Origin of the sequence: Duganella rhizosphaerae, from assembly GCF_040364205.1 — a bacterium.
Lineage (GTDB): Bacteria > Pseudomonadota > Gammaproteobacteria > Burkholderiales > Burkholderiaceae_D > Rugamonas > Rugamonas rhizosphaerae.
Genome location: NZ_BPWK01000001.1, coordinates 677,744 through 701,631, shown reverse-complemented (window position 1 = coordinate 701,631; position 23,888 = coordinate 677,744). Strand labels below are relative to the sequence as shown.

Sequence of the window (23,888 nt, the reverse complement as noted above, 5' to 3'; positions counted from 1 at the left end):
CTCTCACTCCACCGCTACAACGACAACAGCCTTGGCTGGGATCTTCACCGTCAGCTTGCCATCGACCGCGGTGGCACTGTACGGCGCCGGCTTGATCGCCTGCGGCGTCTGGAAGGTGTTATGCGCATCCATCGCGGCGGCGGTGAGCACGCGGCCCTTGACCGACTTGATCGTCTGTCCCGGTACGTTGATCGCCACATCCGCAGCCTGCCCCGGATTGGTGTTGACCAGCGCCAGATACAGCTTGCCATCGGTGCCGCGCGCGGCCGATGCGCTGATTTCAGGAACGCTTGCGCCATCCAGCGCATACTGCGGATTGTTCGACAACGTCAGCGGCAGCGAGGTCGCGCCCTGGAACGGCACGTACATCTCGAAGGCGTGATAGGTCGGCGTCAGCACCATCTTGTCCTTGTCGGTGATGATCATCGATTGCAGCACGTTGACCATCTGCGCGATATTAGTCATGCGCACGCGGTCCGCATGGGCATGGAAGATGTTGAAGTTAAGCGCTGCAACAACCGCATCGCGCAGGGTATTCTGCTGAAACAGGAAGCCCGCGTTGGTGCCCTTCTCCACGTCGTACCAGGTGCCCCACTCATCGACGAACAGGCCCAGTTTTTTCTCCGGGTCGTTCTTGTCCATCGCGGCGGAGTTCTTGCGGATGTGATCTTCCATGCGCAGCGTATTGGTCAGCGTGGACATCCACTCCTTCTCAGGGAAGCCGGTGGCGGCGCCCTTCACTTCCCATTTTCCGGTCGGGATGGTGTAGTAGTGGAAGCTGATGCCGTCGGTCTGGCGCTTCAGCTGCTTGCTCAGCACTTCGGACCAGGTCACGTCGTTGTCGTTGCCGCCGCTGGCGATCATCTTCGGACGGTATTGCTGCGGCGCGCGCAGGAAGGTCTCGACGTTCTTGTACAGGTCCGCGTAATGTTCCGGCGACATATTGCCGCCGCAGCCCCAGGCCTCGTTACCGATCGCGAAATAAGCGACCTTGAACGGCTTCTCATGGCCGTTCTTGCGGCGCAGATTGGCCAGCGTGGATTGGCTGTCGGAGGTCATGTACTCGATCCACTCCGACATCTCTTGCGCGCTGCCCGTGCCGAGATTGCCGTTGACGTAGGCATCGGCACCCAGCAGGTCGACCAGGTCGAAGAACTCGTGCGTGCCGACGGCGTTGGATTCCGCCACGCCGCCCCAGTTGGTGTTGACCTTGACCGGACGCTTCTCGCGCGGGCCCAGGCCATCCTTCCAGTGATACTCATCGGCGAAGCAGCCACCCGGCCAGCGCACCAGGGGCACGTGCATGGCCTTCAATGCGCCGACGACGTCGTTGCGCCAGCCCTTGGTATTCGGGATTTTCGACTTGGGGCCGACCCACATGCCTTCGTAGATGCCGGTACCCAAGTGCTCGGCGAACTGGCCGTAGATGTCCTTGTTGATGACGGCGCCCGGCTTGCCGGCATCGATGGTCAGGCCGATGGCGTCGGCAGCGAAGGCACCGCCGGAAGCGAGCAGGCAAAGGGAAAGTACGCCATGTTTGATGTAGTTCATTCTAATCTCCTGTTTATAGTTTTATGACAAAGCCGCCATGCGGCTTGATCGTTACAGCTACTTTTTTTCCGGCAGCGATGCTGCGCTGGCTGAAATCGCGTTCGGCACTGCCGTCGCCGATAATGACGCCCTGCCTGGCGCCGACGAAGGACAGGTCCAGCGTCAACGCCTTGTCTGCATTGGTGGCGTTGATGCCGGCGATGTACCAGGTGTCGCCGGAGCGGCGCGCGATGACGGCGTACTGGCCTGGATAGCCGTCCACAAGGCGGCTGTCGTCCCAGCTGCGCGGCAGCTCCTGCAAGAAGGATTTGACGTAGGCCGGCACGGTGGCCATGCCCTCCGGGATCTCGGCGAAGTGCTGGATGCCGGAGATGTAGAGCACCGACGTGGCCAGCTCGAAGCCGTTGCTGGAAGTGCGCTTGATCTTGGGGATATCGCCGAACACCATCGGCGTAAAGTCCATCGGATCGAACAGGTTGCGGGCGAACGGCAACATGGCCGCGTGGGTCGGCATCTTGTCTTCGTCGGCCTGCTCGAAGGTAGTGAACTCCATGCCGCGTACGGCTTCCATCGTCATCAGGTTCGGCCAGGTGCGGGTCCAGCCGCGCGGCAGCGTGGCGCCATGGAAGTTGACCAGCAGCCCTGCATCGGCAGCGTCGCGAAGGATGGCGACGTAGTAGGCGATCATCGATTGCGCGTCGCCGTTGAAGAAGTCGATCTTCACCCCTTTGACGCCCATATCGTGCAGGCGCTTGAACTCGGCCACGCGCTGCTCATGGGTCAGCAGCTGGCTTTTAGGCGAGTATTCGGTTGAGTTCCATGGGCCGGACGAGTTGTACCACAGCAGAATGCCGACCTGCTTGGTCGCCGCGTAGTCGACCAGTTGCTTGATCTTTTCGTAGCCGATCTTGCGGTCCCAGTCGGCGTCGATCAGGGTGTAGTCCCAGTGCATGTCGGCGGCGTAGTCGATGAACTTCTTCTGCACGTCGTAGACCGTGGCGTCGTCCTTCATCAACGCCCAGCTCCACGAAGCGTGGCCTGGCTTGACCAGTTGTTTGTCGAAGGCGATGGCCGGGGCGGCAAGGTCGGTGCCGAGCGTGGAGTTGGTCACAGTCTTCAGGGAACCCAGTGCCAGCAGGCGCCAGGGCGATGTCAGCGTGCCGTCTACTTCGGCCAGCAGGCCACCGCCCGGATAGATTTCCGCGGCCATCGGATTGCCGATGCTGTATTTTCCGCCAGCCGATTCCGGCGCCAGGCGCGAAGCCTGGAAGCTGCCGTCCATGCCCGCTTCGGAGATCGCCACCCAGTTGTCGCCGCTCTTGAACAGCGCCGGGAACACCCAGCCAGCCGGCGACGGCGACGTGGTGCCGACCGGGATGTCCATCTGATAGTGCTCTTCGTAGGACGGATTGGTTCTGCCCCAGCCGGTTTGGGCCACGGCGATCGGTTGCAGCCATGCCTTGGCCGCAGGCGGCAAGGCAAAGGTGGTGCGCTCCTGTATCAGTTTTTTGTGCGGTAGCGAAGGCTCGGCAACGACGTAGCGGAAGGCCACGCCATCGTTCGACACGCGGAACACGATGTCCATCGCCTGCTGTTGCGCGTTGCGCACGGTGTAGGTCTGCTCGTTGGCGCGATAACTGATGCTGCTCTTTTTACCGACGGCCATCTGGTACTGGTCGCTGACGGCGCGGGCCTTGGAGGTGGCCGCAATTGTCAGTGTGCTCGCCAGATCGGCACCTTGCAGTTGCAAGCCAAGGTCGGAAGCCAGCAGCACCGGCTTGCTATCGCGCGAGATCGAATACCCCAACCCACCACCAGCGGTGGCGTGCACCTTGACGCTGATGTGATGATCGGGGCTGTTGAGTTCAGGCGGCGCAGCGGCCGCCGTCATTGCACTGGCTGCGAGCGCCAGCGCGGAGAAACATGCCTTTGCCATGTTCTTGCCTTTTTATGGTTATATATTCCCGCCGCCTCATAGGACGGTTGTCTCCGGGGCAGAACTTTAAACCCAGCCTGCATCCACAATGAACTCCTGGGCGGTGCACATCGCGCCGTCTTCGGCGGCGAGGAACAGCACCATCGATGCCACGTGCTGCGGCAGCAGCTTGGTCGGCATGCACTGGTTGCGCTTGATATCCTGCTCGCCCGCTTCGTCCAGCCACAGGTCGATCTGGCGCTGCGTCATCACCCAGCCCGGCGTGACGGTGTTGACGCGAATGCCGTGCGCGCCGAACTCGCGCGCCAGTCCGCGCGTCAAGCCGTGCACCGCCGCCTTGGAGGTGGCATACACCGCATAGCCAGCGTTCTTCACATGCCACGAAATCGAACCGACGTTGATGATCGAACCGGAGCCCTTCTTCTTCATGCCTTCCAGGACCGCCTGGCAGGTGAAGAACATCGGCCGCTGGTTGATGGCGATGCGCTCGTTCCAGTAATCCACCGTCACCTCGGCCGTCTCGTGGCGCTGGTCGTTGGCCGCGTTGTTGACGAGGATGTCGAAATCGCCGACGTTGGCCGCCATCTCGGACATGGTGGCTTGCAGCGCCGGGATATCGGTGATGTCGCACTGGCGGAACAGCGGCTCAGGGTAGCCGGCTTCCTTCACCCGGCGTATCAAGGCCAGGCTGGCGTCGCGCGCGATGTCGACGAACGCCACTTGCGCGCCCTGCTCGGCGAAGGAAATCACCATCGCCTCGCCGATGCCGGTGCCACCACCCGTAATGAATACTCGCTTGCCGCGCAAGCTGCCAAATTTGGCCAACTGGGTCATACAGTCTCCGTTTTTATTTTTATCAACCGCGCGTCAGCTCGCCCTCGCGGCGGCGCCAGGTTGCGGCGCCGTTGTCGCGCAATACCTCAGGCAGCAAGGCCTGCGACAGGTTCTGGTACGACACCGGACGCAGGAAGCGCACGATAGCGCCCGTACCTACGGACGTGCTGCGGCCATCGGAAGTCGACGGGAACGGGCCGCCGTGCACCATCGCACTGCACACTTCCACGCCGGTCGGGAAACCGTTGGCCAGGATGCGGCCGGCTTTGCGCTCCAGTACCGGCAGCAGTGCATGCGCCAGATCCAGATCGCCATCGTCCAGCTGCAGGGTGGCGGTCAGTTGGCCTTCCAGGCTTTCGGCGACTTGATGCAGCTCCGCGATGTCCTTGCAGGCGACCAGCAGCGAAGCCGGGCCGAATACTTCTTCCGACAATGCATGCTGCGACAGGAATGCGGCGCCACTGGCGACGAACAGCGCCGGGGCGCCCTTGCCCTCCGATTGCGGCGCCAGCGCCAGCGTCTTCACGTCCGCATGTTCCGCCAGTTGCGTGATCCCGCGCTGGAAGCTGCCGGCGATGCCCGGCGACAGCATCGCGCAGGCGGCGCCACCGGCCAGCGCCTGGGCGGCGGCGTTGGCAAAACGGTCCAGGTCAGGGCCGCCGACGCCGATCACCAATCCCGGGTTGGTGCACATCTGCCCCACGCCCAGTACCAGCGAACCGGCGAAACCGGCGGCGATTTCCTCGGCGCGCGCAGCCAATGCGCGCGGCATCAGGAACACCGGATTGATCGAACTCATTTCCGCATACACGGGAATCGGCACCGAACGCGCGGCTGCAACAGCCATCAGCGCCATGCCACCGCTGCGCGAGCCGGTGAAACCGACCGCCTTGATCGCAGGATGACGCACCAGCTCCTGGCCGATGCCGTTACCGCTGCCGGTCAGCAGCGAGAACACGCCGGCAGGCAGGCCACAAAGCTCCACCGCCTTGACCACGGCGCGCCCCACCAGCTCGGACGTGCCGGGATGCGCGGAGTGCGCCTTCAACACCACCGGGCAGCCGGCCGCCAAGGCCGACGCGGTGTCACCACCAGCGACAGAAAAAGCCAACGGGAAGTTACTGGCCGCGAAGACCGCCACCGGACCGAGGCCGATCATGCGCATCCGCAGGTCGGGACGCGGCGGCGTCCGTTCCGGCAGCGCCTTGTCGATGCGGACGTCGTTCCACGAGCCTTCGCGCAGCAGGTTGGCAAACAGTTTCAGCTGGCCGACAGTGCGGCCGCGCTCACCCTCGATGCGCGGGCGCGGCAGGCCGCTTTCGGCCATCACGCGCTCCACCAGCACATCGCCCAGCGCCATGATCTGCTCCCCGATGGTTTCGAGGAAGACGGCGCGCTGCTCGTCGCTCAGCGCGCGGAAAGTGTCGAACGCGGCGTCGGCCAGATGGCAAGCCTGGTCGATCTGCGCGAAATCGACGGTATGAAATTCAGGCTCCATCGGCTGTTGCAGCGATGGATTGAAGGCGCGGATCGCAGCGCCCGTTCCTTTGACGGCAACGCCGCCTATCAGCGCTTCACCGGTAATGATCATAATGCCTTCACTTTCGCGACTTCGGTTTTGTACACGGTCAGCTTGTTGCGCAGGGCTGGACCGAATTGCGGCGCTTCGATTTCAAAGGTTTCGCCGGGTTTGACGACGATGTTGTCGGCCACGCTCAGCGTCGCCGTGCCAAAGAAGTGGATGTGCACATCGCCGGGACGCTTGAACAGCGGGTATTTGAAGTGGTGGTGTTCCAGGTTGCCGATGGTGTGCGACATATTCTGTTCGCCGCTGAAGAACGCCTTCTCCCAGCGCACCTTGCCCTCCACGTCGTAGATGCGCGAGGTGCCTTCAATGTGCGCAGGCGCTTCGCCGACCAGCAATGCCGGGCCCAACCCGCAGGCGCGCAACTTGGAGTGCGCCAGGTACAGGTAGTTCTGGCGTTCGGTCACGTGGTCCGAGAATTCGTTACCGATGGCGTAGCCGACGCGATACGGCTGGCCGTCGTCGCCGATCACGTAGAGGCCCGCCACTTCAGGCTCTTCGCCGCCATCCAGCGCGAAGTCCGGCATGCTCAGGGCCTGGCCGCTGGCGGCGACGATGGAACCGTCGCCCTTGTAGAACCATTCCGGCTGCACGCCGGCTTCGCCCTCGGCAGGCTTGCCGCCTTCAACACCCATGCGGAACATTTTCATGGAGTCGCTCAGGGATTCAACATCGCCGCCGATTTTCTTGTGCATGGCGTCGCGGGTGTCGGCGCTGCCCAGGTGGGTCAGTCCGGTGCCGGTGACGTAGCAATGGGCGTCGTCGCTGTGGTCCAGCGGCGGCAGCAGACGGCCCGCCGCCGCGACGGCGTCAAACGCCTGCACGGCGTGACCGACGGCCTTGGTCGCCAGGTCGGCCAGGCCGGTCGACTGGCGTATCGCTGCCTGCGCCAGTGCGTAGGTCGTATCGTAGCCTTCGATGACGCGGATGGTGTTCTGTTCCAGCACGCCGATCTGGCGCGCGCCTTGTTCGTTCTTGAATTGCACGAGTAGCATGGTGTCTCCGAATTTGATTAGTGCGAGTGGCGCGGCACGGCCGATCCGCGGTTCCCGACCAGGAAGTCGAAATCGCAGCCTTCATCGGCTTGCAGCACGTGATCGATGTACAGTTTCTGGTAGCCGGTCTTGGGACCCGGCGCCGAGCCGGCGACGCGCACCGCCTGGCGCTCCGCCATCTCCGCATCGGAAATCTCCAGATTCAGCAGGCCGCCAGCGCAATCGAGCGTGATCCAGTCGCCATCCTTGACGATGCCCAGCGGGCCACCGGCCATCGCTTCCGGCGCCACGTGCAGCACCACGGTGCCGTAGGCGGTGCCGCTCATGCGCGCATCCGAGATGCGGACCATGTCCTTGACGCCGGCCGCCAGCAGTTTCGGCGGCAGTCCCATATTGCCTACTTCGGCCATGCCCGGATAACCTTTCGGGCCGCAGTTCTTCATCACCAGCACCGAGTTGGCATCGACTTCCAGTTCAGGATCGACGATGCGGCTCTTGTAATGCTCAAAGTCCTCGAACACCACTGCACGGCCGCGATGCTGCATCAGCTCCGGCGTGGCGGCCGACGGTTTCAGCACGGCGCCGCGCGGCGCCAGGTTGCCACGCAGGATGCAGATGCCGCCATCCTTCAGCAGCGGCTTGTCCAGCGGGCGTATCACTTCATCGTCATAGATAGGCGCATCCTTGCAGTTGTCCCACAGCGACTTGCCGTTGACGGTCAGCGCGCTCGGATGCGGCACCAGGTCACCCTCGCCCATGCGGCGGATCGCGCCCGGCAGGCCGCCGGCGTAGTAGAACTCTTCCATCAGGAAGCGGCCCGACGGCAGCAGGTCGACGATGGTCGGCGTGCCGCGGCCGACGCGGGTCCAGTCCTCCAGCTCCAGGTCGACGCCGATGCGGCCGGCGATGGCCTTCAGGTGGATCACGGCGTTGGTCGAACCACCGATGGCGGCGTTGACGCGGATCGCGTTCTCGAAGTTCTCGCGCCTGAGGATCTTCGACAGCGTCAGGCCTTCCTTGACCATCTCGACGGCGCGGATGCCCGACATATGCGCCAGGATGTAGCGGCGCGAATCGACGGCGGGAATGGCGGCGTTGTGCGGCAGCGTGGTGCCCAGCGCTTCGGCCATGCAGGCCATCGTCGACGCGGTGCCCATGGTGTTGCAGGTGCCTGCGGAGCGGGAGTGACCCGATTCCGCCGACATGAATTCGTGCATGGTGATTTCGCCGGCCTTGACCTGCTCGTGCAGCTGCCATACGGCGGTGCCGGAGCCGATGTTCTTGCCGTTCAGCTTACCGTTCAGCATAGGACCGCCGCTGACAACGATGGTGGGAATGTCGACCGATGCGGCGCCCATCAACAGCGCCGGCGTGGTCTTGTCGCAGCCGACCAGCAGCACCACGCCGTCCATCGGATTGCCGCGGATGGATTCTTCGACGTCCATGCTGGCCAGGTTACGGGTCAGCATGGCGGTTGGACGCAGGTTCGATTCGCCGTTGGAGAACACCGGGAATTCAACCGGGAAGCCGCCTGCTTCGAGAATGCCGCGCTTGACGTGTTCCGCCAGCTTGCGGAAGTGGGCATTGCAAGGGGTCAGTTCCGACCACGTGTTGCAGATGCCGATGATAGGTTTGCCCTGGAATTCGTGATCGGGTATGCCCTGATTCTTCATCCAGCTGCGGTACATGAAACCGTTTTTGTCTTGGGTACCAAACCACTCGGCGGAGCGCAGCTTCACCTTTTTGTCATTATCGGACATGCATATCTCCTAAGTATGTTCTTGTACGGGGGCGTGCTTGTCATGCCCCCGCATCGATAAGCCATACTAAGTTGTAGTGAGATATCTTTCCAATAAATTATTATTCGACTTCGATACCCGAATCGGTATCAGTCCTCCACGGAGAAGCGGTAGCTCATGACGGTGGTGTACTCCTCGCCCGGACGCAGTATCGTCGACGGGAACTCGGGACGGTTCGGCGAGTCGGGATAGTGCTGCGGTTCGAGGCAAAAACCGCTGCGATGGCTGTAGATGCGCCCTTTTCCGCCCATGCCGTCGTGCAGGAAGTTCCCGCTGTAGAACTGCACGCCCGGCTCCTGGGTCAGCACTTCCAGCACGCGGCCCGAGGACGGATCGCGCACGCGGGCCGCCAGTTCCAGCGCGCCTGGCGCGGATTTGTTCAGCACGAAGTTGTGGTCGTAGCCGGCGCCGTGGCGCAGCTGTTCGTCGTCCTCGTCGATGCGCGCGCCGATCGCGTGCGGCGTGCGGAAGTCGAACGGCGTGCCGGCCACCGCAGGCAGTTCGCCGGTCGGTATCAGGCCGCTGTCGACCGGCGTGTAGGCGTCGGCGGCGATGGTCAGCTCGTGGGACAGGATGTCGCCCTTGCCGGCCAGGTTGAAATAAGCGTGGTTGGTCAGGTTGACCGGCGTCGCTTTATCGGTGATCGCGTGGAAAGCGATACGCAATTCGTTATTGTTACGCAGTTCGTAGATCGCCGTCACTTCCAGGTTGCCCGGGTAGCCTTGTTCGCCGTCGGGGCTCAGGTAGCTCAGGATCAGGCCTGCCGATTTGGGCGTGGCGAAGGTTTCGGCTTCCCACATGCGGCGGTGGAAGCCATCCAGGCCTCCGTGTAAATGGTTTACACCGTTGTTCACATTCAGCTGATAGGTTTCGCCGTCCAGCGTAAAGCGGCCGTTGGCAATGCGGTTGCCGTAACGGCCGATCAGCGCGCCGAGGTAGTGCGATTCGCCCAGGTAGGCGGCGGCATCGTCGAAGCCGAGGCAGACGTCGGCCAGGTGGCCGTCCCGGTCCGGGGTGTGGATTTCGGTGATCACGCCGCCAAGGTCGCTGATCTTGACGATCATGCCGTTGGCGTTGGTCAGGGTGTACAGGGTAGCTTCGGGGCCGAAGGCCGATGTGGCGATGGTTGGCTGCATGGGTGCTTTCTACGGCAACGGCGGCCGACGGGATTCGTATCCCGTGGCCGCCGCGAATGTTCTATGGGTCCCCGCTTTCGCGAGGACGACGTGCTTTTAAGCTAACGATGGCTTTCCGAATACCGGCATGCCCTGCTCGTCCCATTTCAACGGTTTGACGTAGGTGTGCCGGTCCGGGTTCCACAGCGGATCGCCGATAATCTCGGTATAGGTGCGTGCATGATAAACCAACATGACCGTCTCGCCATCATCGCCAATGGTGAAGCTGTTATGTCCCGGTCCGTACACGCCATGCTCGTAGCAGGTTTGCAGCACCGGCTGCGGCAGCTTGGTCCACGACGCCGGGTCCAGCAGGTCGGCCTGTTCGTCCGCCCACAACAGGCCCATGGCGTAGTTCTCGTCGGTGGCGCTGGCCGAATAGCTGATGAAGATCTTGCCGTTCTTCTTCAGCACCGACGGGCCTTCGTTGACCCAGAAGCCGCGGATCTCCCAGTCGAATTCCGGCTTGCTCAGCATGACCGGCGGGCCGCCCAGCTGCCACGGCGTCTTCATCGGCGCGATGTGCAGGTTGGAATTGCCCTCGATGGCGACGTCCTTCTGCGCCCACAGGTAGTACAGCTGGCCCTTGTGGCTGAAGGTGGTGGCGTCCAGGCAGAAGGTGTCGATGCCGGTGTCGATCTGCCCCATGAACTCCCACTCGCCTTCCAACGGATTCGGATTGGCGTTGCGGATCGCGTACATGCGGTGCTGGAACAGCTTGTGTTTGATCTCGCGGCTCGGCGCGGCGGCGAAGTAGACGTACCATGCGCCGTCATTGAAGTGCAGCTCCGGCGCCCAAACCAGTTCGCTATACGGACCGGTGTCCGGCTTGTGCCAGACGTCGACCTTGTCCGCATCCGCCAGTCCGGCGATGGTCTTCGCGCGGCGCAGCTCGATGCGGTCGTACTGTGGCACCGAGGCGGTGAAGTAGTAGTAGCCGTCGCTGTGACGAATGATAAAAGGATCGGCGCGCTGCTCGATCAGCGGCGTGAGTACATCTTCCATTGCTTCGATTTCCAAAAAATTAGACTGCCACATAACCCTTGACTCCCATTTCCGCCTTGACCTCGGTGTAGTACTCGTCGTTGATACGATACTTGAACATCAAAAGTCCCATAACGGTATGGAAGAAACCCGGAATCAACGTCATCATCAGGACGATGCCGTGCAACGCGTAAGCGGTCTGCTGGACGTTGGGCACATAGGCGAAATGCGTCAACAACTTGCCGACCAAGATGCCGGCAATGCCCATGCCCGCCTTCTGGCAGACCGAAATACCGCCGAAAGCGAAGCCCGATACACGCTTGCCCGTCTTGACCATGCCGTAGTCGATGGTCTCGGCGATGGCCGACCAGAACACCGGCGCATGCAGGTCCACCACGAACGACAGCAGGAAGTACAGCACAAACGCCAGCATGGTGTCGCCCGGCCCGACGAAGAAATACATCGCGGCGCTGATCAGGCCCACGCCGATCTGCGTCCAGCGGAACAGATTGACCTTGCAATAGACCTTGGTGATCCACGTCGAAGCGATCATCGACACGATGGCGGCCACCACGCCGGTGGACAGGAAGGCCGAGATGGTGGGGCCGTCCGCGCCGAGATAGTATTTTGCGTAGTAGATGGCCACCGAGCCACGCACCACATAGCCGATGGTGCCGGTCACGCAGACGCCGCACAGGATCAGCCACTGGTCGTTTTTCACCAGCACCTTGATCTGCGCCCACAGCGACTGGCGCTGCACCACGTGCCGCACGCGCTCCTGGGTGGTGAAGAAGCAGAACAGGAACAGCAGCACGCCCATGCCGGCCATCACCGCCATGGCGAACTGGTAGCCGGCGGCCGCGTTGCCGCCGCCCCAGCGTTCCGACAGCAGCGGCACGATCACCGTCACCATGAAGGCGCCGATCTTGGCGAAGAACAGGCGGTAGCCGTTGGCGGACAAGGTTTCCTGCGGATCCTTGGACAAGGCGCTGGGCAGCGAGATGTATGGAATGCCCACGCCCGCCGTCATGATGGTCATGATGATGTAGGTCGAGTAGGCCCAAACCAGCTTGGCGCTGTAGCCCCAATCGGGCGTGGTGAAGACGAAGAACACGCTGAGCCCATACGGCACGGCCAACAGCAGCAGCCACGGACGGTAACGCCCCCAGCGGCTGGTGACGCGGTCGGTGATCTGCCCCATCGTCAGGTCGGCCATCGCGCCGACGAACTTCACCACGCCGAACATCAGCGCCAGGTCCATCGTCTTCAGGCCGTAGATATCGGTGTAGAAGAAGGTAATGATCAACATCATCGACGAAATCACCACGTTCAGCGCCATGTCGCCGGCGCCAAAGCCCACTTTTTCCAGCAACGATAATTTTTGATTCGACATCGGATACTCCAACAGGTTGGCGTTCCCGCTAACGGGAACGCTCTTAGATCTTGCAGTTACATCTGCCAGCGCAGGGCGGCCGAGACCGAACGTCCGATCTGCAGCGTACCGAAATTGTTCAACTGCGGGGTACCCGCACTACCGAAGTGGTAGTACTGCTGCTGCATTGAGTTGGTCAAGTTGACACCGCTGACATCGACCGACATCCTGTCGTTGATTTTATAGGAGACTTGCATGTCCACACTCTTTTCCGGACTACGCCAGATACCAATCGGATTGGCAAACAGGGCGGCTTCGTTCTTGGCCAGGAAGGCGGAGCGCCAGACATAGGACAAGCGCGCGCTGATCGGGCCCTTTTCGTAAGCCAGGGTGGCGTTGTACGAGCTGTGCGACACGCCGAAGAACGGTGTCTCGAGCTGCGAGACGATGACGCCGGCGTCATTGGCGTCGGGCACGTTCTGCGACGAGCTGAGTCGCGTATAGCTGCCCTGGATGCCCAGGCCGTCCAGCAGGCTCGGCAACCCTTTCGGGAAGTAGATCAAGCCGACCTCGGCGCCTTTGATGTCGCCGTTGGAGGCGTTGACCGGCGAGTTGATGACGTAGTCATAGCCGTTCGTATGGTCGCCGCCCGAGGTCGAGTTGCGGAACGGGTCGTTCGCCGGATCGACGTGCACCTTGTGACGCAAGCTCACGATCAGGCCGTCGATCTTGCGCTTGAACAGAGTGCCGTAGAGTGCGCTGTCCTTCTGGAAATACCACTCACCCGTCAGGTCGAGGTTGGTGGAACGTGTCGGTTTCAGGTCGGGATTGCCGCCGGTGCCCGATCCATACCCCACCTTCGAAACGTCGTCGCCGAGTTGCAGGACAGGATTCAGGTCGCCAAAGCTCGGGCGGCGCAGGGTCTGGCCATAGTTAAAGCGCACCACGACGTCCTTGGATGGGTCGTAGATCAGGGTCATGCTGGGCAAGAACTTGCTGGTCGACTTGCTGGCACCGGACGGCGTGACCGCCTTGGTGGTGGCATCAATCTTGTAGAAGTTCATGTCGGTATCGACCTTAACGTAGCGCATGCCGAAATTGCCGCGCAGGCGATGGCCGAACAGCTCGTTCTGGGTATTGCCCATCACGAACAGGTTCTTCGTCTTTTCATCGACGTCGAACGTCTTCTGCAGGCTCAGTTTGTCCGTCGTCAGGAAGTTCGCATCGGCCGCGTTATACATCTTGCGCCACTCGTCGATATGGTCGCGGATGTAGTAGGCGTTGGGCTCCACCCAGGAGCGCGGGACGTCCGAGATGGACGTGCCGAAGTTCGAGTTGGTGGAGGAATACGCCGGACCCAGCGAGGCCAGGTTGCGGCCCAGGAAGGCCGATTGGTTCCGGTTGGCCTCCGACGCCTTGCGGTCGTCGTAGCGCAGGCCGAATTGGACCGTCTGCAGCGGACCCCAGTCGGTATCGTAGACGCCCCCCAGGCTGGCCGTCGCGGCGCTGCCCTTGTTGCGGTTGGCGGTATCGTAGAACTGCGCGACATTCCACTTGGTCGGGTCGGTCAGGTCGGCATTGTTATTGAAGCGGAACGCCGTGTTGTTGCCGCCGCCATTGAAATCGACCGAGATGGACGGTGCAACGCGATCGATCCGGGTGGCGGTGAATTCCGAGTGGAAGGTGCTGGTCTGGTACGACAGGTCGCCTTCCAGCTTCAGCTTGTCGCTGATGTCCCACTTGCCGTTCAGGGCATAAACGTAGGAGTCGGTTGCCGACGTGGTGTAGTCGCCGCTGTTGAAACCATAGACGTTGTTGACGTTACGGCTCTTGATGATGTTCGTCCCCGGGAAGGTCGTAATCGAGCTTGCAGGGTTGCTGCCGAGGTCACCCCACCAGTCGACAAAGCTGAACAGCATCTGGTTGAAGGCCTTGTCGCGATAACCGTTGTACATCGATTCGAAGGTGTAGACCGAGTCGCTGTTCGGTTTCCACTGCAAGGCGAGGTTGGCGGAGGGACGCTCGCGCTCGCCCTTGTTGTCGGACTGGAAAACGGCGTCGCGCGCCAGGTAGTAAGGATAAGCCTTGCCGTTGAAATTGAGCGTCGAACCCGCTGCGCTCGACAAGCCGGCATGGGTACCTGGCGTCCAGACATTGTTGTCGAAGATGCGCTGCAAGGGCGTGTAACCCGCGGGAACTTCGGCGGCATTGGGGCTGGTGAACGGCACCATCGCACCCGGCGCCACGCTTTCGTTGCGGTATTTCGTCTTCACATCCGACAGGTTGACCAGGGCGCCGACTTCGCCGATGCCGGTTTGCCAGCGGTTGCTGTACATGCCGCTGAGCTGTGGGTTGGCCTTGTTCGCGGGCTCGAGATAGGTTTCACGCGCCGTCAGCGAAATTTTCTGACCCTTGAAATCGAACGGGCGCAGCGACTTGACGTCGACCTGGCCTGCAATGCCGGTTTCCAGCTGGCTGGCGTCGCGCGTTTTGTAGACGTCGATCTGGCGAACCAGGGTCGACGGAATGTCCTGGAGCGCGACCTGCGTGCCCGACGCCGTAAAGATGGTGCGGCCGTTCCAGGTCGTCTGGACGTCGGGCAAGCCACGGATGGACAAGGTGCCGACCTCGCCGCCGGAGCGGTCGGTGACCTGGATCCCGGTCACGCGCTGCAGCGCTTCGACGACATTGTTGTCGGGCAGCTTGCCGATGTCTTCGGCAACGATCGATTCCACGACCTGGTCGCTGGTGCGCTTGATGGCCAGGCTCTTGATCAACGATGCCTTGACACCCGTGACGACCACGGTCGCGGCGTCGGCAGGCTCGGACTTTTCGGCGGCCGCTTGCGCCCACACCGAGGCGCTGCTGAGCAGGCCGGCTGCGGCCAGCACCGCGACGCCGGTTTTCAGGACGAGGCGATGCTTCGCCTGGGACTCGAAAGTCCCGGTTGATAGTTTGTTCATACGTCTCCTGTGTTATCTGTTTTATAGTTTTGTGCAGCAACCTCAAAATCATCTTAGGGTCTGGCTAAAAAACAAACCAATCAATTTTTTCGGGTTTTCGATACCGAAAAAAGTATCGCCACAGGTGGAGAAACTGAAAAAAAGCCCGCACTTGGCGGGCTTTTATGCATTTTCTGCATAGTTTTACTGGAACGCGACTTCCGTGAAGCTGCGTAACTTGCGGCTGTGAAGCTTGTCCACGCCCAAGGCGCGCAGCAGTTCCAGCGCCCGGATGCCGATGCGCAAATGCTGGTCGACGCGTTCGCGATAAAACTGGTTAGCCATGCCCGGTAACTTGATCTCACCATGCATGGGCTTGTCGCTCACGCACAACAAAGTCCCGTACGGCACGCGGAAACGGAAGCCGTTGGCGGCGATGGTGGCGCTTTCCATGTCCAGCGCGATCGCCCTGCTCTGGCTGAAACGGCGCTCCGGCGTGCGCTGCGGCAGCAATTCCCAGTTGCGGTTGTCGGTGCTGGCGACGGTACCGGTGCGCATCACGCGCTTGAGGTCGTGGCCGGTCAGCCGCGTGACCTCGGCCACGGCGGCCTCGATCGCCACCTGCACCTCGGCCAACGGCGGGATCGGCACCCACAGCGGCAAGTCCTCGTCGAGCACATGGTCTTCGCGCACATAGCCGTGCGCCAGCACGTAATCGCCCAGCTGCTGGGTGTTGCGCAGGCCGGCGCAATGGCCCAGCATCAGCCAGGCATGCGGGCGCAGCACGGCGATATGGTCGGTGATGGTCTTGGCATTGGCCGGACCGACCCCGATATTGACCATCGAAATGCCGGTGCCGTCGGCGCGGATCAGGTGGTAGCCCGGCATCTGCGGCAGGCGCGGCAGCGGCGCGCCGTGGGCGTCGCTGGCCTGCACCGCCTGGCCGACGCGGCGCGTGACCATATTGCCCGGCTCGATGAAGGCGATGTAATCGTCGTCCGGCGCGCCGGCGGCCTGGCCCATCAGCTCGTGGCCCAGCTTGACGAACTCGTCGATATAAAACTGGTAGTTGGTGAACAGCACAAACTTCTGGAAGTGCTCGCACGAGGTGCCGGTGTAGTGGCGCAGGCGTTGCAGCGAGTAGTCCACGCGCGGCGCCGTGAACAGCGACAGCGGCTGCGCCTCGCCCGGCGGCGGCTCGTGGGTGCCGTTGGCGATGCCGTCGTCCATCGCGGCAAGGTTGGGCAGGTCAAATACGTCGCGCATCAGCAGGCGTCGTTCCGCGCTCATATTGCCTTCGATGTGCTCGTGCTCGGCAAACGAAAAGTGGATCGGAATCGGCTGCGAACTGGTACCCACCTCGATGCGCAGGTGGTGGCTGCCGTGGTTCTTCAGCAGCAGCTTGAACTGTTGCTGGTAGTAGCGCGCGAACAGGTCGGGCCGGGTCAGCGTGGTTTCGTAGGTGCCCGGACCGGCCACGAAGCCGAACGCCAGCGTCGAGTCGGCGCGGGCCACGGTGTCGGTATGGACCCGCACAAAGGGGTAGCAGCCGCGCACATGTTCGCCGACATCTTCGCCGGCGACAAAGCGTTTCATGGCGTCGCGCAAGTGGGCGACGTTGGCCTCGTAGATGGCCAACACCTGTTCATAAGCGGCAATCGGATCGTCAAATTGCATGGGGGCGATAAACGGACGGTTCATTGACATGCGGCTCCTCGATGAAACAGGAAAATCTCCCGATATTTCCTATTGTAAAGGCTGTAAGCGGAACTTGCATTCTCCCTCTATTGGAACGTACACGCGTACCGTACAATGACACCCGCCAACACAAAATAAAGTATCAGCATGAACGACCCAGTATCGCCGCACATTCCACAATCGCATCCAGACATTCTTTACGGGAAACCGCAAAGCGAGTTGCTGCGCGAGGAAATCCTGGCGGACCTGCTGGAAGCAAGCGCCGCCCGCACTCCCGACCAGACCGCGCTGATCTTCGGCGACCGCCGCCTCAGCTACCGCGAATTGAACGCCCAGGCCGACCTGGTCGCCGCCCGCCTGATCGACGCCGGCGTGCGGCCGGGCCAGATCGTCGGCCTGTGGCTGCCGCGCGGGATCGAGCTGCTGGTACTGCAGGCGGGCATCGCCAAGGCCGGCGCGGCCTGGCTGCCGGTCGACGAGGACACCCCGGTCGACCGCCTGCAAGTGTGCCTGGACGACGCCGACGGCGCCGGCGTGCTGACCTGCGACGCCCTGGCGCCGCGCCTGGCCGCGCTCGGCACTTTCAGCCGTCCCGTGTGGACCGCCGAAGCGCTGCTGGCCGCCCCCGCCACCGGCGCCGTACTGTCGCGCCGTGGCGCCGTTTCGCCCGACGTACCGGCCTACGTCATCTACACTTCCGGCTCGACCGGCAAGCCGAAAGGCATCCTGATCACCCAGCGCAGCATCTGTCACTTCCTGCGCAGCGAGAACGCGGTGCTCGGCGTCACGGCCGGGGACAAAGTCTATCAAGGCTTCTCGGTGGCCTTCGACATGTCGTTCGAAGAGATCTGGATCGCCTACCTGGTTGGCGCCACGCTGTGGATAGGCCCCAAGGAAATCAGCGGCGACCCGGAAACGCTGCCGCGCATGCTCGACGAGAACCAGGTCACGGTGCTGCACGCCGTGCCTACCCTGCTGGCGCTGTTCAATCAGGAAGTGCCCAGCCTGCGCCTGATCAACCTGGGCGGCGAGATGTGCCCGGAATCGCTGGTGGAGCGCTGGTCGCGCCCCGGCCGGCAGATGTTCAACACCTACGGCCCGACCGAAGCCACGGTATCGGCCAGCCTGGCGCGCCTGCAACCGGGCCATCCGGTCACCATCGGCACGCCGCTGCCCAACTACGGCCTGCTGGTGATCGACACCAACGCCATGCCGGCGCTGCGCCTGCTGCCGCGCGGCGAGATCGGTGAGCTGTGCATCACCGGCCCTGGCCTGGCGGCCGGCTACCTGGGCCGCCCGGACCTGACCGAAGAAAAATTCCTGGTCAATCCGTGGTCCAGCGGCCAGCACGACGCCCGCCTGTACCGCACCGGCGACCTGGCCCGCATCGACGCCGAGGGCGAAGTGCTGTGCCTCGGCCGCGCCGACGACCAGGTGAAAATCCGCGGCTTCCGCGTGGAGCTGGGCGAGATCGAAGCCGTGCTGGCGCAGCAGGAAGGCGTGGGCACCGTCGCCGTCCTGCTGCGCAAGGACGACGGCATCGACCAGCTGGTGGCCTACATCGTGCCGGAAGCCGGCGCTGCGCTGGACACAAAGACCCTGCGCGCCAGCCTGGCCGCCAAGCTGCCGCCGTACATGGTCCCCGGCCGCTACGAAATGCAGGAAGCCATGCCGCGCCTGACCTCCGGCAAAATCGACCGCAAGGCGCTCAAGGCCATGCCGCTGAGCGCACCGCCGGCCGGCGGCAACGAAGATTCCGACCTGCCCGAAACGCCGGCCGAAGTGGCGCTGTTCGCCGCGCTGGCCGCGCTGTTCCCCGGCCAGCCGGTGCTGCGCCAGGCCGACTTCTTCACCGACCTCGGTGGCCACTCGTTCTTCGCCGCGCGCCTGGCCTCGGCCCTGCGCGCCGATCCACGTTTCGCCCACATCACCGTGCGCGACATCTACCAGCAACGCCAGATCGGCAAGATCGCCCAGGTGCTGGCCGACGCGCCCATCGCCGCCGAAGCGGAAGCCGACTGGACGCCGCCCTCCACGCTCAAGCGCTGGACCTGCGGCCTGGCGCAAGTGGCCGCGATGCCGGCGCTGGTGGCGCTGCGCATGGCGCAGTGGCTGGCGCCGTTCTTCACCTACCACTTCTTCACCGGCGATCCGGGCGACTCGGTGGCGCGCGCGATCGCCGCCTCGGTCGGCGTGTTCCTGCTGGCGACCATCGGCGAATTCGCCATCGCCATCGCCGGCAAATGGCTGATCGCCGGCCGCCTGAAGGCCGGCGACTATCCGCTGTGGGGCGTCACCTACTACCGCTGGTGGCTGGCCGACCGGCTGGTCGAAGCGGCGCCGGCCTACCTGCTGAGCGGCTCCTCGCTCAGCGCCTGGTGGCTGCGCGCGCTGGGCGCCAAGGTGGGCAAGGACGTCATCATCGGCTCGATGACCTTGCGCTCGCCCGATTTGCTCAGCATCGGCGACAACGTCAGCATCGGCAACGCCGTCAATTTCGAGAACGCCCGCGTGCAGCGCGGCCGCCTGCTGCTGGGCCAGATCACGCTGGAAGACGACACCTGCGTCAGTTCCTTCGCCGTCATGGAAGGGAACACGCACATCGAAGCGCTGGGCCACCTGGAAGGCCAGTCGGCGCTGAGCGACGGCATGCGCGTGCCGGCCGGCCGCGTCTGGGCCGGTTCGCCGGCGCGCGACACCGGCGCCTTCGACACCGCCCGCCTGCCGCCGCGTCCCCAGGTCAGCGCCGCGCGCCGCATGGGCGAAGGCGTGTTCTTCGTCTTCGGCATCCTGCTGATCGTCACGCTGTTCTTCATGCCGGTGTTCCCGAGCTTCGTGTTGATCGACTGGTTCGACGAACAAGGCTGGCTGCCGTGGATCCAGGGCGACGACCTGCGCATCCAGCTGCTGCGCTACTTCCTGCTGGCCTTCCCCGCCAGTACGGTGCTGATCGTGCTGACGGCATTGCTGTCGGCCGGCATCCGCTGGAGCGTGCTGCCACGCCTGCAGCCGGGCCGCTCGGCCATCCACAGCAACACCTACTGCGCCAAGTGGCTGGTGAGCCAGATCCAGGAATCGAGCCTCAACGTCCTGCACGGCATTTACGCCACGGTGTTCGCGCCGTACTGGTATCGCCTGCTGGGCGCCAAGGTCGGCAAGGATGCCGAGATCTCCACCGCGCTGGGCGTGGTGCCGGACATGCTGACCCTGGGCGACGAAACCTTCATCGCCGACGCGGTCATGCTGGGCGACGAGGAAATCGACGGCGGCTGGATGATCATGAAGCCGACCGTGATTTCAAACCGCAGCTTCGTCGGCAACGGCGCCTACATCCCGGACGGCACCATCCTGCCGGAGAGTGTGCTGATCGGCGTGCACTCGCGCGCGCCGGACAATGAGCAGATGAAGAGCGGCGACACCTGGCTCGGCTCCCCGCCGATCAACCTGCCCGCGCGCGAGCAGACCAGCGGCTATCCTGAAAACCTGACCTTCCACCCGTCGCCCATGCGCCGCCTGGGCCGCGGCCTGATCGAGGCATTCCGCATCGTCGCGCCGCATGCGCTGGTGATCGCGGTGGGCTACACGCTGGTGCTGGCGGTGATGCCGGCCGCCGGCGCCGGACGCTGGTCCGAAGTGACGTGGGACCTGACGCTGGCGGGCCTGGGCTACGGCATCGGCAACTACTTCTTCGTGGTGCTGTTGAAATGGCTGCTGATCGGCCGCTATCGCAAACAGTCGGAGCCGATGTGGACGCCGTTTGTCTGGCTGTCCGAAGGCGTGACCAATCTGTACGAAGGCATCGCCGTGCCGAACTTCATGCGCTACCTGCGCGGCACGCCGTGGCTGCCGTTGGCGTTCAACATGCTGGGTTCCCACATCGGCAAGGGCGTCTACCTGGACACCACCGACATCACGGAATTCGACTGCGTCCACATCGGCGACCACAGCGAACTCAATGCGCTGACCTGCCCGCAGACCCATTTGTTCGAAGACCGCGTGATGAAGATCGACCGCGTCACCATCGGCAAGGGCGTCTACATGGGGCCGCGCAGCGCGGTGCTGTACAGCGCCGTCGTCGGCGACAACGCCCGTCTGGGCGCGCTGACGCTGGTGATGAAGGGCGAGCAGATTCCCGCCAACGGCTACTGGGCGGGCTGTCCGGCCGCGCCGGCGCGATGATGGAGCTGATCGTCCACCCCTGGCCCGGTCCCGTGCCGACGACGCAGGATGGCCTGTTCGTGATAGGCGTTGCCACCAGCGTGGAGCGGCCACGCGCGCGCGAACAAATCCGCTCGGCGACACGCGCCGCGCTGGCCTCGGTGCTGGGCGTCGATGCCAACCATATCCTCATCGACAGCACGCCCGGCCAGGCGCCGCGCGTCACGCTGGCAGGCGACGAGCGCACCATCGGCTGCTCATTCACGCATGAAGACGGATATTCGCTGGCCGCCATCAACCTGCATGGCGCGGTCGGCGTCGACTTGATGCGGGTGGAGGAAGTCTTCGACTGGCAAGCGGTGGCGCGCGACTATCTCGGCCCGGAAGTCTGCGCCACGCTGGCCACGACGCCGGCCGCCGAACAGACTCTCGCATTCGTGCTCGCCTGGACCAGGCACGAGGCCAAGCTCAAATGCCATGGCATTCAACTTGCCGAATGGTGCGACGAGATTGCAGCGCTGGCGACGCCCGCGCGTTCCGCCCCGCTCCCAAATAATCTGGTAGCCTCGCTGGCTTGCCGTCCTTGGGAGCCAATCAAATGAAAATCGCGATAGCAGGCCTGCTGATGGCGTTGGCCGGAATAGCCAGCGCCGCCGACTGCGGCGCCGACAAACTGGGCACCGCCCGCACCATCACGCTGAAACGCGAGGCCGCGCTCTACGGCGCCTTGCAGCATGCGCCGCTGCCGCTGAAAAAGGGCGAAGTCGTGCTGACCTTCGACGACGGCCCGGTGCCGGAAACCACGCCGCTGGTACTCAAGGCGCTGGCGGACCAATGCGCGCGAGCCACCTTCTTCATGGTCGGCAGCAATCTGGAGAAATCGCCTGAACTGGCGCGGCGCGTTGTGGCGGCAGGCCATTCGACCGGAGTGCACAGCCAGACGCACCCGCATCTGTCCGCGATGAGCGCGCCCGAGCAGCTGGCCGACCTTCGTCAAGTGCTGGCAGCCTACCAGGCGGTATTCCGCAAGGCCACGCCTGCCTATCGTTTCCCCTATCTGGAGGAGACGCCGACCATGCTGGCGGCGCTCAAGGAGGCCGGCATCACCGTGATGTCGGTAGACCTCGGCATCAACGACTGGCTGCCGGAAGACACCACCGACATCCTGGTGCAGCGCCTCGTCAAGAGCCTGGACGACACCGGCGGCGGCATCATCCTGATGCACGACGTGAACGTGCCGACCGCGCAAGCGTTGCCGGCGCTGCTCAAACTACTCAAGCAGCGCGGCTACAGCGTGGTGCATCTGGAGTGGAACTAGGCGGCGGCGTCGAGGAAGAAGATGGCGGTGACTTTGGCCGGGGTCTTCTCGGTAGGCTTGTCGATCTGGATTTGGGCGCAGTCCTCGGCCACCAGGCTGCGCCAGTTGCCGACGCCGGCGGCGGAGAAGATCGTGTGCGCCTTGGAGCTCATGCTCATGTCGATCGCCAGGCGGGCATTGCGCTCGCCGGTCTTGGCGTAGTTCACGCCGCGCAGTTCGATGCCGAAGGCGGTCAGCCAAGGCTCCCACAGGCCCGATTCCACACCTTTCACGATGCGGTTCAACATTTCCTCCAGCGTCAGGCCCTTTTTCACCACAGCGCGCAGCAGCGCCAGCGACGGCGCATGGCGCGCATCGGTGCTCTGCTTGCCGGCGCCGCTCTCGCCGATCGCCTTGGTTTCCTTGGAAAACGCCGCATCGCGCTCCGTGTAGTCGCGCATGCGCGAGTAAAACTCGGCGTTCAGGAAGGGATTCGCTACCCGGCCCGTAGGCGCGGGCGCTGCTTGTTTCTTGTTCGTCATGGTCTGGCCTTAATGTGTAAGGCCGTAGTTTAACCGACTCGGAACGCTTCGACGACTATCCTGGTCGCCTCGGCGAGGATCTCGCTGCGCGCCTTGTCGTCCTTGCCGGGCTGGGTGAGGTAGGTCACCAGCACGATCGGCGCCTTGCCCGGCTGCCAAATGACGCCGATATCGTTGGTGCTGCCATAGTCGCCGGTGCCGGTTTTGTCGGCCACCAGGCTGCCGGACGGGACGCCGGCGCGGATGCGGGTGTCGCCGGTGGTATTCCCCAGCATCCAGTCCTTCAGCTGCTTGCGCTGCACCGCGCCCAGGCCGTCGCCCAGCAGCAGCTTGTGCAGCGACTCCGCCATCGAGACCGGCGTGGTGGTGTCGCGCGGATCGCCGGGCAGTGCGGTGTTGAGCTCTGTTTCGATGCGGTCCAGCCGGAATTCCATGTCGCCGATCGAGCGCGCGAACGCCGTCACTGCGGCCGGTCCACCGATCTGCTGCATCAACAGGTTGGCCGCGGTGTTGTCGCTGGTCTGGATGGTGGCCTCGCACAGCGCCGCCACCGTCATGCTCTTGCCGACATGTTTTTCGGTGACCGGCGAGTAGGTCACCAGGTCTTTTTTCGTGTAGTGCACGCGCTTCTTCAGCAGCGCCGGCTCCCTGGCCAGCACGGCGGCGCACAGCATCGTCTTGAAGGTGCTGCAAAACGGGAAGCGCTCGTCGGCGCGATGCAGCAGCCGGCGGCCGTCGCCCGTGTTCAGCGCGGCCACGCCCAGGCGGCCGCCCGATTCGCCCTCCAGCTTGGCCAGCAGCGCCGCCGCCGAATTCGGCGCGGAGGCCGGGGCGGAATCGAGCAAATCGGCGGCATGGGCGAAGGGGGCGGCGGCAAGCGCCAGGATCAGGGCACGGCGGGAGGCGAAAACGGTCATGGTGCACAGGTGTAAGTTAAGCAATGTTTGGCATCTTACCAGCCGTTTCTTAAGCCCGTATTCAATTGAACGCCCCTCTATTCTGCGCCGGATGTAGACTCTT

At 63.5% G+C, this 23,888-nt stretch carries 16 protein-coding genes; 3 read left to right on the top strand and 13 right to left on the bottom strand.

Annotation, left to right across the window (positions count from 1 at the left end; translation table 11 throughout):
- Positions 1 to 3 precede the first annotated feature (3 nt).
- From RUGAMON1_RS03090 to RUGAMON1_RS03040, 11 genes are all read right to left on the bottom strand, one after another.
- Entirely contained in the window at positions 4 to 1,551 is a 1,548-nt protein-coding gene (locus tag RUGAMON1_RS03090) for an alpha-N-arabinofuranosidase (RefSeq protein ID WP_445229109.1), read from the bottom strand.
- A 13-nt stretch (positions 1,552 to 1,564) separates the two neighbouring features.
- Positions 1,565 to 3,487 carry a glycoside hydrolase family 97 protein gene (locus RUGAMON1_RS03085; RefSeq protein ID WP_445229108.1) on the bottom strand — a complete coding sequence of 641 codons (1,923 nt, stop codon included), beginning with the start codon at positions 3,485 to 3,487 and terminating at the stop codon, positions 1,565 to 1,567.
- Between the two features lie 66 nt (positions 3,488 to 3,553).
- A complete protein-coding gene (locus RUGAMON1_RS03080) occupies positions 3,554 to 4,321 on the bottom strand; it encodes an SDR family NAD(P)-dependent oxidoreductase (protein ID WP_445229107.1) in 768 nt (255 codons plus the stop codon).
- Positions 4,322 to 4,343: 22 nt separating this feature from the next.
- Positions 4,344 to 5,912 (bottom strand): aldehyde dehydrogenase (NADP(+)), encoded by a 1,569-nt coding sequence (locus tag RUGAMON1_RS03075; protein ID WP_445229106.1) that lies wholly within the window; start codon positions 5,910 to 5,912, stop codon positions 4,344 to 4,346.
- Positions 5,909 to 6,901, bottom strand: a complete 993-nt coding sequence (araD1, locus tag RUGAMON1_RS03070; protein ID WP_445229105.1) for an AraD1 family protein — start codon at positions 6,899 to 6,901, stop codon at positions 5,909 to 5,911. Before araD1 ends, RUGAMON1_RS03075 begins: the two co-directional genes overlap by 4 nt.
- 17 nt (positions 6,902 to 6,918) lie before the next feature.
- Positions 6,919 to 8,661, bottom strand: coding sequence for an IlvD/Edd family dehydratase (locus RUGAMON1_RS03065; protein ID WP_445229104.1), 1,743 nt, complete (start codon positions 8,659 to 8,661; stop codon positions 6,919 to 6,921).
- 128 nt (positions 8,662 to 8,789) lie between these two features.
- Entirely contained in the window at positions 8,790 to 9,836 is a 1,047-nt protein-coding gene (locus RUGAMON1_RS03060; protein ID WP_445229103.1) for an aldose epimerase family protein, read from the bottom strand.
- Between the two features lie 96 nt (positions 9,837 to 9,932).
- Entirely contained in the window at positions 9,933 to 10,880 is a 948-nt protein-coding gene (locus RUGAMON1_RS03055; RefSeq protein ID WP_445229102.1) for a glycoside hydrolase family 43 protein, read from the bottom strand.
- A gap of 19 nt (positions 10,881 to 10,899) precedes the next feature.
- On the bottom strand, positions 10,900 to 12,252 hold the full coding sequence (locus tag RUGAMON1_RS03050; protein ID WP_445229101.1) for an MFS transporter: 1,353 nt from the start codon (positions 12,250 to 12,252) through the stop codon (positions 10,900 to 10,902).
- Between the two features lie 56 nt (positions 12,253 to 12,308).
- The gene (locus RUGAMON1_RS03045; RefSeq protein WP_445229100.1) at positions 12,309 to 15,194 is read right to left on the bottom strand and encodes a TonB-dependent receptor; all 2,886 of its coding nucleotides are present in this window, start codon (positions 15,192 to 15,194) and stop codon (positions 12,309 to 12,311) included.
- A 183-nt stretch (positions 15,195 to 15,377) separates the two neighbouring features.
- A complete protein-coding gene (locus RUGAMON1_RS03040) occupies positions 15,378 to 16,874 on the bottom strand; it encodes an AMP nucleosidase (RefSeq protein ID WP_445229099.1) in 1,497 nt (498 codons plus the stop codon).
- Positions 16,875 to 17,018: 144 nt separating this feature from the next.
- On the opposite strand from RUGAMON1_RS03040, the gene RUGAMON1_RS03035 reads away from it, so the two are divergent.
- From RUGAMON1_RS03035 to RUGAMON1_RS03025, 3 genes are read left to right on the top strand one after another with little or no spacing between them, the layout of a single operon-like run.
- The gene (locus RUGAMON1_RS03035) at positions 17,019 to 21,050 is read left to right on the top strand and encodes a Pls/PosA family non-ribosomal peptide synthetase (RefSeq protein WP_445229098.1); all 4,032 of its coding nucleotides are present in this window, start codon (positions 17,019 to 17,021) and stop codon (positions 21,048 to 21,050) included.
- Between the two features lie 59 nt (positions 21,051 to 21,109).
- Entirely contained in the window at positions 21,110 to 21,631 is a 522-nt protein-coding gene (locus tag RUGAMON1_RS03030; RefSeq protein ID WP_445229097.1) for a 4'-phosphopantetheinyl transferase family protein, read from the top strand.
- Positions 21,628 to 22,347 (top strand): polysaccharide deacetylase family protein, encoded by a 720-nt coding sequence (locus tag RUGAMON1_RS03025; protein ID WP_445229096.1) that lies wholly within the window; start codon positions 21,628 to 21,630, stop codon positions 22,345 to 22,347. The genes RUGAMON1_RS03030 and RUGAMON1_RS03025 overlap by 4 nt, the downstream gene beginning before the upstream one ends.
- On the opposite strand, the gene RUGAMON1_RS03020 is transcribed toward RUGAMON1_RS03025, so the two are convergent.
- Both RUGAMON1_RS03020 and bla read right to left on the bottom strand, forming a co-directional pair.
- Positions 22,344 to 22,868, bottom strand: coding sequence for a hypothetical protein (locus tag RUGAMON1_RS03020; RefSeq protein ID WP_445229095.1), 525 nt, complete (start codon positions 22,866 to 22,868; stop codon positions 22,344 to 22,346). The two genes, RUGAMON1_RS03025 and RUGAMON1_RS03020, sit on opposite strands and share 4 nt — an antisense overlap.
- A gap of 29 nt (positions 22,869 to 22,897) precedes the next feature.
- Positions 22,898 to 23,785 (bottom strand): class A beta-lactamase, encoded by an 888-nt coding sequence (gene bla, locus RUGAMON1_RS03015; RefSeq protein ID WP_445229094.1) that lies wholly within the window; start codon positions 23,783 to 23,785, stop codon positions 22,898 to 22,900.
- Between the last annotated feature and the right edge of the window lie 103 nt (positions 23,786 to 23,888).

Excerpts from the sequence above, each read along its gene's own strand:
- RUGAMON1_RS03045 (WP_445229100.1), bottom strand. The coding sequence starts at position 15,194 with ATGAACAAACTATCAACCGGGACTTTCGAGTCCCAGGCGAAGCATCGC.
- RUGAMON1_RS03080 (WP_445229107.1), bottom strand. The coding sequence starts at position 4,321 with ATGACCCAGTTGGCCAAATTTGGCAGCTTGCGCGGCAAGCGAGTATTC.
- RUGAMON1_RS03050 (WP_445229101.1), bottom strand. The coding sequence starts at position 12,252 with ATGTCGAATCAAAAATTATCGTTGCTGGAAAAAGTGGGCTTTGGCGCC.
- bla (WP_445229094.1), bottom strand. The coding sequence starts at position 23,785 with ATGACCGTTTTCGCCTCCCGCCGTGCCCTGATCCTGGCGCTTGCCGCC.
- RUGAMON1_RS03060 (WP_445229103.1), bottom strand. The coding sequence starts at position 9,836 with ATGCAGCCAACCATCGCCACATCGGCCTTCGGCCCCGAAGCTACCCTG.
- RUGAMON1_RS03040 (WP_445229099.1), bottom strand. The coding sequence starts at position 16,874 with ATGAACCGTCCGTTTATCGCCCCCATGCAATTTGACGATCCGATTGCC.
- RUGAMON1_RS03025 (WP_445229096.1), top strand. The coding sequence starts at position 21,628 with ATGAAAATCGCGATAGCAGGCCTGCTGATGGCGTTGGCCGGAATAGCC.
- RUGAMON1_RS03090 (WP_445229109.1), bottom strand. The coding sequence starts at position 1,551 with ATGAACTACATCAAACATGGCGTACTTTCCCTTTGCCTGCTCGCTTCC.
- RUGAMON1_RS03035 (WP_445229098.1), top strand. The coding sequence starts at position 17,019 with ATGAACGACCCAGTATCGCCGCACATTCCACAATCGCATCCAGACATT.
- araD1 (WP_445229105.1), bottom strand. The coding sequence starts at position 6,901 with ATGCTACTCGTGCAATTCAAGAACGAACAAGGCGCGCGCCAGATCGGC.
- RUGAMON1_RS03065 (WP_445229104.1), bottom strand. The coding sequence starts at position 8,661 with ATGTCCGATAATGACAAAAAGGTGAAGCTGCGCTCCGCCGAGTGGTTT.
- RUGAMON1_RS03085 (WP_445229108.1), bottom strand. The coding sequence starts at position 3,487 with ATGGCAAAGGCATGTTTCTCCGCGCTGGCGCTCGCAGCCAGTGCAATG.
- RUGAMON1_RS03020 (WP_445229095.1), bottom strand. The coding sequence starts at position 22,868 with ATGACGAACAAGAAACAAGCAGCGCCCGCGCCTACGGGCCGGGTAGCG.
- RUGAMON1_RS03075 (WP_445229106.1), bottom strand. The coding sequence starts at position 5,912 with ATGATCATTACCGGTGAAGCGCTGATAGGCGGCGTTGCCGTCAAAGGA.
- RUGAMON1_RS03055 (WP_445229102.1), bottom strand. The coding sequence starts at position 10,880 with ATGGAAGATGTACTCACGCCGCTGATCGAGCAGCGCGCCGATCCTTTT.